Raw genomic sequence first — 9,531 nt, 5'->3', positions numbered from 1 at the left:
TCCCTCGGACTGCGCCAATGGGCTCATGGGTTCTGATCAATGCACCTTGGTATAAATAGATGGTCGGCAAGCGTCAGGACATGAGAAAACTGCTACGCCGCGTATAGCCGTTCCAACACCATCGCCGCGGCACCTTTCGCATAAAGTCCCTTATCGGACAGCCGAAAATGCAGTTTTGTGCGACGGCGCAAGGCTGGGAAGGTATTATCTTCAAGTGCCTTGAAAAACGCGGATCGCAATTTGTCCATCTGCGCAACCGAAGGGCCAACGATGATGATCTCCGCAGGGTCATGCGTGTTGATATGGTTGGCGACAGCGATACCCAGATAGTGGCTGGCCTGCTGGAGCACCGACCAAATATCGATCACTCCTCTGGCGTGCTCATCCATCAAGGCATCGAATGTGGCGTTCATTGTTTCATAGGAAGGCGCATCCCTGCCCAGCACCCTGCACGATTGCTGGAGGATAGAATGGATGGAACAGTACGCCTGAAGGCAGCCTAGTGCCCCGCAATAGCATGGTCGGCCGACGTCCGGCACTACCTTTGCATGGCCGAACTCCGATGCGATACCGTGCGATCCGCTAACCAGTTGCCCGCTGCGATAGAATGCTGCGCCGATCCCCAGATCAACGTTTATCAGGGTGAAATCAGCGGTTTGCGCCCCCAGGCCGTACCAATGTTCGGCCCGGGCCAAGAGATTTATATTGTTGTCGACAAGGCATGGAATTTCCAGTCCGCGAGAAACGATCCCACCAAAGTCGCAAGGCTCCGGTTCGAAAGAGATGATTTGTTCGACCCATCCGGTGCGATTGTCGACCACTCCGGGAATGCCCACTCCTATTCGAAATATATCCTCGCGGTTCACCGACCATTCCGACAGGGCGCATTTCAGTGCGTGCACAAATTGATGAGCCAAGTCCTTTATCTTGGTCACCTTTCGCAAACTCGATGTCGATACGGCCAGGCTATCTCCGCGAAGATTGACAAGTTCAGTCATAACTTGCCCATCACTTATTGCTGTCGCGCCAATGACATATTTGCTTGCCGGGTTGATCCGCAAGTTTATCCGCGGTCTCCCCGGGGCGTTGGAGGCCACCTTTTCCTCTATGACGATACCGCGATTGACCAGGTCTGCGGTGATGGCGGTGATCGTGCCGCCGGTGAGACCTGTGAGCCGAGCCAGATCGATGCGCGCAACCGGCTCACTCTTCCGCAGGACTTTCAACAACGACAGCCGGTTAAATTCCTGGTCAGAAAGACGCATGGCATTCCTCTATCCCGAAGTTCGACGTGCCCATTCTCGCATCGCTGCGGATTTAATTTAGGCCATAAATTTTTCCGCGAGACAAGCTCTCGCGAACCTGTCAATCATATGGTTCCAGCGCTCCTTAAGATCGCGATTCCGACTGCGGTGGCGGTGGGAAAGGATGGCAACCCGGAAAAAAATCCGCGTGCCGAACAGGGGAGAGGATATGAAAAGAGCTTTCGGTTCGATCCGTCAGTGCGCGATGGTTGGTGCCTCAGTCATCGCGCTCACACCCATCGCAGCATTGGCTCAGGCGACGTCAGAGGAAACCACCCAACCACAAATTTCCGAGAAAGAAATTCGGGAAATCATCGTCACGGGCACCCTGCTGCGCGGCGTTGCTCCAGCCGGGTCTGAAGCGGTTTCGATCAATTCAGAAGCGATTACGGCCATCGGCGCCAATTCCACCGCCCAGCTTCTTGCCAGCGTTCCACAAGCAGCCTCCTTCAATTCCACACCGATCGTGTCGGCCATCAGTTCGAGCCAGATCACGATCAACCGCCCGAACCTGCGCAACCTGCCCGGCGCGTCAGGTGGCGGCTCGTCCACGCTGATCCTGGTCGACGGCCACCGCCTGCCAGGCATGGGCGTTCGCCAGACCGTTCCCGATCCCGATGCCATTGCCCCCGGCGCCATCGAGCGCGTCGAAATCGTGCTGGACGGCGGCTCCTCGATCTACGGAGCGGACGCGGTCGGCGGCGTCATCAACTTCATCACCCGCAAGCGTTTCGATGGCATCGAAGCCAAGGGCCGTTTCGGCGTCGGTGACGACTATCAGTCGGTCAATGCCGATCTAACGGTCGGCAAGACCTGGGATTCGCTGTCGGTCTACGCCAGTTACGATTACGCCTGGCACGACTCGCTCTATGGCCGCGATCGCGATTACGTCCGCCGTCTCGACTACACGAGGGGCCTGCCGTTCGACCTGACATGCGGAGCCGGCAATGTCTCGATCGGCTCCTCGATCTACGCCCTTCCCGGCCTTACGCTTGGCTCCGGCAACCGCTGCGACATCAGCGACAACCGCACGTTCTATCCCAGCGAGCAGCGGCACTCGGTCTTCGCCGGCCTCTCGTTCGACGATGGCGGCCCGATCACTTTCGATGTGCGCGCGTTCTACATGAACCGCGTCAACAAGGGCGATGGTGGTCCGGTGACGGCAACCGCCACGATCGCGCCTATCAACCCCTTTGCCCCCGGCCTCGTATTCAATCCTTTCTACCGCAATACCGGCGATGCCAACAGTTTCCAGGCCCAGTCCGTCTCGATGGATTTCTCCTCGGTGCTGGGTGAGCACACCAGGCAAAGCACCAAGCTCGAGACCTGGGGCGTAACCCCTACGATGACCGCCGATCTCGGCAGCGGCTGGCAGCTGCGCTGGCTTGCAAACTACGGCCGGGGACGGTCGGAAGTGGCCAACGAGAAGGTCGATGACGGCACGTTGTCCACGCTCGTCCTCACCGGCAACTTCGATCCCTACAACCTCTCGAACCCGGCCAATGCCGCCGTTCTGCCACTCATCTCCAACTTCCTCGACTATGGTCTTGGCAAGAACGAGATGGTCAACACACGCGCCGTCATCGACGGCAGCTTGTTCCATTTGCCCGGCGGCGACGTCAAGGTCGCGGTCGGCGGCGAGTACAGCTACGAAAAGTACCAATCCCGCATCGATGGCACTGTCAGCGCAAGCGCGGTGGAAGACTTGCCCTTCAACAAGGCCAGCCGCCGCATTGCCGCCATGTTCGGCGAGGTTCAGATCCCGGTCTTCGGCCCGGAGAACCGCACGGGCGGCCTCTACTCGCTAAGCGTTTCGGCATCGGGTCGCTACGATCACTACAGCGACTTTGGCGGTACATTCAATCCGAAGTTCGGCGCGACCTATGAGCCTTTCGATGGCCTGAAGCTGCGCGGCACCTGGGGCAAGTCGTTCCAGGCGCCAAGCCTTGCCGACAGTGCCGATGCCGCCCCTGCCACGATCTTCGCCTTCCCGTTCATCCTCTTCGCCAACCCGGCCGTTACCCCGCAGCCGGGCCAGGCCCAGATCTTCCTCGGCGGCGGCGGGGAGGATCTCAAGCCGCAAAAAGCAACCACCTGGTCGCTCGGCTTCGACATCTCGCCGCCCACTCTGCCGGGGCTCACTGCCACGCTCAATTACTACAACATCCGGTTCAAGGATCTGATCGACATTCCGCCGGTGTTCAATCCGTCCACGTTCTACACGCTGTTCACCAACAATTACGTCATGAATCCGACGATTGCACAAGTGAACGCCCTGGCCTCCCAGGTGCCCGACGGGCTTGCCGCGGTTTCACCCTACACGGTCACGCCCGGTCAGGTTTACTCGATCGCCGATGGCAGGCGCACCAACCTTGCTGCCGTCAACACCGATGGCCTCGACTTCGCGCTTGGCTACGATCATCCAACCGGGTTTGGCTCTATCTATACCCAGATCAACGGCAACTATGTGCTGAACCGCAAGGAACAGGCCGTCGCCGGGGCAACCTTCGTCAACACCGTGAAAGCCCAGACACGCTTCATCCTATCCGGTACGCTGGGGGCCACCTTCGGCAACCTGCGGGCTCAGGCGACCTGGCGGCACCTTGGCGGCTGGGATGTCGCCCCGCTCGCATCGAACCTCAACCAGTCCAAGATCAAGGCGTACGACATCATCAACATGTTCGCCCAGTACGACTTCAAGGGCAGCGGCGTGATGAAGGATCTGTCGCTTACTTTCAACGTCGACAATCTCTTCGACAAGGACCCGCCGCCGTACAACGGATCGTTGAACTCGCTGGACGGCTACGCGGTCACCAGCATCGGCCGCGTGTTCCAGTTCGGCATCAGCAAGAAATTCTAATCGCCCGATCAACCGTCACCGCCCGGCAGAGGGCCTCCTCTGTCAGGCGGTGACGGCAGCTTTCCCATCAAGACACATACGGAGCCTGCGGCATGAAGCGCGCCTGCCAGAATAACAGCATCACCGGCACACTCATCAGGATTGCCCTAGTCTCAGCCTCAATCGCAGGGGCCACCATGGCACAGGGAGCATCGACCGATACCAACGCGGCGCCGGCAGCCGCATCGTCAACCGCATCCTCAGCCGCCCCGACGCCCGATCCGGTCTTTGCCCAGCCTTACATCGATATCGACGAGTGGCGCGATGCACCCGTTCGCCATCGCTATGTCCACGGTGGCTTCAAGGGCACCGACACGCGCTTTTCCTTCTACTTCCCGACCAAAGCGCAATATCAGGGCCGCTTTTTCCAGCATTTCACGCCCGCGCCGGACAACGAGAATCTGGCCCAGCGGCCCAATTCACCGGCCAATGACAAGATCAGTTTCTCGGTCGCCAGCGGCGGCTACTTCGTCGAAACCAATGGCGGCGGTCCGGCCGTGGCGGGCTTCGGTTCCAAGGATCCCACCATCGGCGCCTACCGCGCCAATGCCGCGGCGGCCCAATATTCGCGCGTCGTTGCCCTCCAGATGTACGGCGGCAAACGGCCCTATGGATATGCCTATGGCGGCAGTGGCGGAGCCTACCGCACTGTAGGATCGATGGAGAACACCCGCGGCGTCTGGGACGGCGCCGTTCCGCATGTGCTGGGTTCCAGCATGGCCATCCCCAACAGCTTTACCGTCCGCATGCACGCGATGCGGCTGCTTCAGGACAAGTTCCCGCAGATCGTCGATGCCATGGAACCCGGCGGCAGTGGCGATCCCTATGCGGGATTGAATGCCGAACAGGCTTCGGCGCTTCGTGAAGTCACGCGCATGGGCTTTCCGCTCCAGTCCTGGTTCGGGTGGAAAACGATGGGCATCCACGGCTTCGCCGCCCTCTACGGCGGCGTCGTCATGGCCGACCCCAGCTACTTTACCGACTTCTGGACCAAGCCGGGTTATTACGGCTTCGATCATCCGGAGAGCTTCACCGGCTATCGCATGCAGCACAAGTCGACGATCGCGGCCTTGGTGACCGGCGCGGATGCCGCGCGTCAGAATCTTGAAACGAGCGTGACCAACGGCAAGACCAAAGGCAATGTCGACGACAGCTATGCCGCCATGCAGGGCAAGGAGGCGCAATATGTCGTTGCCGTTCGCCTCTCTGCGCCGCCGCCTGCCGTCCAGTTCCTCGGCGGGGATCTCATCGTTCTGTCCGGCGCCGCGAAAGGCGCGCGACTGACGCTGAGCAGAATCGAAGGCGACATCGCCGTCTTCGGCATTGTAGATCCGACCGTGGCTGCGAAACTTGCCCCCGGTGACACGGTCCAGGCCGACAACAGCAATTTCCTGGCCGCCCAGACCTACCACCGCCATCAGGTGCCGGAGGCCGAGTTCAAGGTTTGGGACCAATTCCGGGGCGCCGACGGCAAGCCCATCTATCCCCAGCGGCCCATGCTGTTGGGCCCGCTGTTCACCAAGGCAACGGCGGGCTCGATCCCGGAGGGTAACTTCGAAGGCAAGATGATCCTGGTGGAGTCCCTGTGGGACCGGGAGGCTTATCCCTGGTCGGCCGACTGGTACCGCGCACGGGTCGAAAAGCACTTCGGCGCAAAGACGGACGACCATTTCCGCCTCTGGTTTACCGATCACGCCCTCCACGGTGACAGCGACACGCAGGAAGATGCAATCCACACCGTCAGCTACGTGCCCGTGCTCAACCAGGCACTGCGCGATGTGGCACTTTGGGTGGAGAAAGGAATAGCACCGCCCGCCTCCACCAACTATCGCTACGAGGATGGTCAGATCATTGTGCCCGCTACGGCGGCGGAACGCTTGGGCATCCAGCCGGTCGTGACCCTCAAGACGAACGGCGGCGAGCGCGCAGAAATCGCCGCCGGCCAGACAGTCACCTTCAAAGGCACCATCGATGTGCCCCCCTGGAACCGGCACCGTAATTGCGGCAGAGTGGGATTTCGAAGGTGCAGGCACGTTCGCGGTGAACTCACCGATCAAGCCCGGCAGCAAGACGGCCACCGTTTCCATCACGCATCGGTTCGATAAGCCGGGAACATATTATCCGGCACTGCGGGGTATTTCCCAAAGAGACGGCGATCGCAAGACAGCGTTCGGACGCATTCAAAATCTCGGGCGTGTGCGTGTGGTTGTGAAGTAAACTCTTTGACGATCTCGGCCAATAATAGCCACCTAATCCACACCTCCGAGGGAACTCACTCAAGTTAACTACAAACCACCTTCCCGATTACCTGATTCCTTCCAGGTCTATAGCCTGGAAGGAATCAGAGCATTTTCCGGAAGCAGCGCTAAATTATTTTCCAGTCAGATGTAATCACATCGCACCTGCGAGGCATTGGAATGGCGAACAGATCGGACCGAAGCCATTACGCAGCGAGAGAGCCGGACCGTAGACTTTCCTGATTACCTGTTCGGCCTCGTTGCGGCGATGTATGCCAGCGCCGCACCCACGAACCACAGCACCGTCAGCAGCGACGGCCGGAAACCGCGGCTCTTCTGGGGAGAAATTCGGTCGGCAGCGAGCCCGCCGAGGTATCTCACTCAACGATCGACCTACAATCGGCATTCCGTGCTTTTATACCAGATTCCGCAACGATTCCGGGAAGCCGGATGCTAGGGTCATGACCTATCAACCGCTGAGCCGCCGCGGTTCCATACCACCCAAACGGCTCGGTCCTGGTGGCAGCCAGCACCCTCATTCCATTTAATGCCGGCCTTCCGAACCGGTAAGACAATGACAGGTTGAAAGCTTTCCACTCGGGGATGTCTTCGGTCTGCCAAGGGTTTTACCCGATGTTTTTCGGGTTGGTAGCGAGAGAAACAGGGCGGAACGCAGGAGAATGTGATGGCCGCTGATTCCACCCGTCCGAACATCGTCGCGATCATTATCGACGACATGGCTCCCATGGATCTATCCGCCTACCACCGCGGCCTCGGCGCCGTGAGCACGCCCAACATGGATCGTCTGGCCCGAGAGGGCATGATGGTTTCCGACTACTACGCGCAGCCCAGTTGTACGGCCGGTCGCGCCGCTTTCATCACCGGGCAGTATCCGATCCGTACCGGCCTGACCTCGGTCGGCCAGCCCGGTGCCAAAGTCGGCCTGCAGGACGGGGACGTGACGCTGGCCGCGCTGCTCAAGGATCTGGGCTATGCCACTGCCCTGTTCGGCAAGAGCCATGTGGGCGATCGCAACGAATTCCTGCCCACGGTCCACGGCTTCGATGAGTTTCGCGGCTTTCTCTATCACCTCAACATGATGGAGATGCCCGAGCAGCCCGATTTTCCCAAAGACCCGAATTTCGCCGGCCGCCCCCGCAACATGATCCATGCCCGCGCAAGCGATAACGACGATCCGACGGAAGATCCGCGTTGGGGCCGTGTCGGCAAGCAGACGATCGAGGATCTTGGCCCCCTCACCACCGATCGGATGGGCACGATCGATGACGAGTTCACCGATGCTTCGATCGAATATATCAAGGCGCAGAAGGGGGCCGGAAATCCGTTCTTCCTCTGGTACTGTCCATCCCGAATGCACCAACAGATCCACGTATCACCCGAATGGCTCGGCAAGAGCGGGCACACGCCCTACTTCGATGCGGTGCTGCAGCTCGACAGCCTAGTGGGCAAGCTGCTCGATACCCTCGACGTGGAAGGGCTGGCGGATAACACCATCGTGCTGCTGACCTCGGACAACGGGATCAATCTGGCGCATTGGCCAATGGCCGGAACGGCGTCGTTTCGCGGCGAGAAAGGAACGACGTGGGATGGCGGCTTCCGCGTTCCCATGCTGATCCGCTGGCCGGGCAAGATCGCGGCGAACAGCTGGACCGGCGAGTTCATGACCAGCGAGGATTGGGTGCCGACCTTGCTGGCCGCCGTGGGCGAGCCGGACGTGAAGGAACAGCTTGTCGCGGGCAAGACAATCGGCGGGACCGACTACAAGGTCCATCTCGATGGCTACAACCAGATCGACATGCTGACCAGGCCCGATGGCAAATCGCAACGCCGCGAATTCTTCTTCTTCGCGGAAACGGAACCGACCGCATTGCGGATCGACGATTGGAAGATCCACGTCGCGATCAAGGACAAGTGGCTCGACGCGGCAACCAAGATTCCGGGTGGCCTGGTGATCGACATCAAGGCCGATCCGTTCGAACGCAGCCCCGATACCGGCGGCCAGTTCCTTTGGATGAAAGAGAAGAGCTGGATCATGCCCGAACTGACCGAACCCATCGCCCGGTTCGTCCAAAGCCTGCATGACTTCCCGCCATCGCAGAAGGGAACCGGCATCGGCATGGCCGCGGTTCTTGCGGGGATGAAGGACCACACGCCCAGCGACTGATGGCCGGCTGAGCGGCGCTCTGCCGCGACAGAGCTTGAAAGGCTCTAAGCCTCGCTCTTCTGCAGCCGCTTGAGAAAAGGGATCGCGATCAGCGTATTGACCACGGCCGCCAGGATAATCGCGGCGGGTGCCAGCTTTGCGTCCGGAAAGCTTGTCGTCGCGATGCCGATCGCGACGCCGGGGTGACGGGCGGCGGATGCCAGCGCCAGCACGATCCGATTGTCCCGATCGTCGCCGGCAAGGAACCAGCCAGCGGCCAGACCGACCAGACTCATCGCAACCAGCGCCACGATCGTGCCATCGCCCAGCAATTTGCCGACGGCCGGCGCCAGCGCGACCAGCAGGGCCAGCACGCTGACCCCAAACAGGACGTTCGCGACTTTGCTGAGCGGTCCCGAGACCGCCGCCGCCCTTTCGTCACCCAGCACGCGCTGGCCAAGCACGCCCAGCAGCAGCGGCAGAGCGATGGTTAGCCCCAGCGTGGTCGCCATGCCGGCGCGGGAGACTTGCGTCTCCACGCCGTAGATCGCTCCTGTCACCGAAAGGCCGATCGGCGCCAACACCAGCGAAGCCAGCGCCGCAGCAACCAGAAGACCGGTGATGTACGATGCCTCTCCCCCCGCCTTGACCTGCTTCCTGGGCAGGAGAGGCGGCACCGGCGAGAAGGCCAGCGCCACCAGCGCAATTTTCACCGGGCCCTTCAGCTCGAAAACATTCGCCATGAGAATCGCAACGGCCGGCACGATGACGAACATTGCGATCACCGCACGCAAACCGAGCCGCCATTCGCGGAACAAGTAAAGGAAGTCTCCCGCCCTTGCCCGCAACGCGAGAGAAACGACCGTGAGCATCACGCTCAACAGCACGAGAAGTTTCATGGCCTGCACGAGAGTCATGTCGATCTCC

General features: G+C 60.4%; 6 protein-coding genes. 3 read left to right on the top strand and 3 right to left on the bottom strand.

Annotated elements, in window-relative coordinates; translation table 11 throughout:
- Positions 1-92: 92 nt before the first annotated feature.
- Together RT424_RS23070 and RT424_RS23065 are read right to left on the bottom strand one after the other, a co-directional pair.
- Complete coding sequence (locus RT424_RS23070) at positions 93-1,265, bottom strand: ROK family protein (RefSeq protein WP_313443011.1); 1,173 nt, start codon at positions 1,263-1,265, stop codon at positions 93-95.
- Positions 1,266-1,556: 291 nt separating this feature from the next.
- A complete protein-coding gene (locus RT424_RS23065) occupies positions 1,557-1,781 on the bottom strand; it encodes a hypothetical protein (RefSeq protein WP_313443015.1) in 225 nt (74 codons plus the stop codon).
- Between RT424_RS23065 and RT424_RS23060 the strand changes: the two genes are divergently transcribed.
- The 3 genes from RT424_RS23060 to RT424_RS23050 all read left to right on the top strand — a co-directional run bounded on the left by RT424_RS23060 (position 1,675) and on the right by RT424_RS23050 (position 8,625).
- Positions 1,675-4,164, top strand: a complete 2,490-nt coding sequence (locus RT424_RS23060; RefSeq protein ID WP_313443013.1) for a TonB-dependent receptor domain-containing protein — start codon at positions 1,675-1,677, stop codon at positions 4,162-4,164. The genes RT424_RS23065 and RT424_RS23060 overlap by 107 nt on opposite strands.
- A 176-nt stretch (positions 4,165-4,340) precedes the next feature.
- Positions 4,341-6,308: a hypothetical protein gene (locus tag RT424_RS23055; RefSeq protein ID WP_313443009.1), complete on the top strand. Its 1,968-nt coding sequence runs from the start codon at positions 4,341-4,343 to the stop codon at positions 6,306-6,308.
- An 817-nt stretch (positions 6,309-7,125) separates the two neighbouring features.
- Positions 7,126-8,625 (top strand): arylsulfatase, encoded by a 1,500-nt coding sequence (locus RT424_RS23050; protein ID WP_313443007.1) that lies wholly within the window; start codon positions 7,126-7,128, stop codon positions 8,623-8,625.
- A 44-nt stretch (positions 8,626-8,669) separates the two neighbouring features.
- Here the strand turns inward: RT424_RS23050 and RT424_RS23045 are convergent.
- A partial coding sequence (locus tag RT424_RS23045; protein WP_313443005.1) for a hypothetical protein occupies positions 8,670-9,531 on the bottom strand: 862 nt, incomplete at its 5' end.

It is taken from the genome of Novosphingobium sp. (assembly GCF_032093395.1).
GTDB lineage: Bacteria > Pseudomonadota > Alphaproteobacteria > Sphingomonadales > Sphingomonadaceae > Novosphingobium.
The sequence above is the reverse complement of the archived record's forward strand: the minus strand, read 5'-3'. Positions and strand labels throughout refer to the sequence as shown.

Excerpts from the sequence above, each read along its gene's own strand:
- RT424_RS23070 (WP_313443011.1), bottom strand. The coding sequence starts at position 1,265 with ATGCGTCTTTCTGACCAGGAATTTAACCGGCTGTCGTTGTTGAAAGTC.
- RT424_RS23065 (WP_313443015.1), bottom strand. The coding sequence starts at position 1,781 with ATGGCCGACACGATCGGTGTGGAATTGAAGGAGGCTGCTTGTGGAACG.
- RT424_RS23055 (WP_313443009.1), top strand. The coding sequence starts at position 4,341 with ATGGCACAGGGAGCATCGACCGATACCAACGCGGCGCCGGCAGCCGCA.
- RT424_RS23050 (WP_313443007.1), top strand. The coding sequence starts at position 7,126 with ATGGCCGCTGATTCCACCCGTCCGAACATCGTCGCGATCATTATCGAC.